General features: G+C 63.3%; 1 protein-coding gene. It reads left to right on the forward strand.

Annotated elements, in window-relative coordinates:
* Nucleotides 1–43: 43 nt before the first annotated feature.
* Nucleotides 44–428: ABC transporter substrate binding protein (locus V6F78_RS22295; protein WP_332728359.1), on the forward strand; the 385-nt coding region annotated here is incomplete at its 3' end.

The following is a 428-nucleotide window of genomic DNA, read 5'->3' on the forward strand; positions in this document are numbered from 1 at the left end:
TTATTGCACAATATGCAATACAGGGAATGGCGGAGGGAAAGTCATGTGGAAGCGTGTCATGTTGACGCTGGCGATCGCCGGCGTCGTGACGTCGGGTGCGTCGGCGCAGAGCAGGCGGGTTGCGATCGCCGGATGGGGCCCGCATCCGACGCTCAACGAGACGATCGCCGGCTTCAAGAAGGGGCTTGCCGAAGGCGGTTTCGCCGAAGGCCGCGACGTGACGTTCGACGAGACCAACGTCAATTTCGACGCCGCTCTGATTCCGCAGATGTTGACCCGCCTTGCGGGTGCGCAGCCGGATCTGATGGTGACGGTGGCAACCCCGGTTTCGATCGCCGCGCGCAATCAGCTGCGGTCGCGCAGCTTTCCCATCGTGTTCATGCCGATCGCGGATCCCGTGCACGCCAAGCTCGTGCCGTCGTGGGACA

Source organism: Pseudomonas sp. ESBL9, assembly GCF_036668715.1.
Lineage (GTDB): Bacteria > Pseudomonadota > Gammaproteobacteria > Pseudomonadales > Pseudomonadaceae > Aquipseudomonas > Aquipseudomonas lundensis.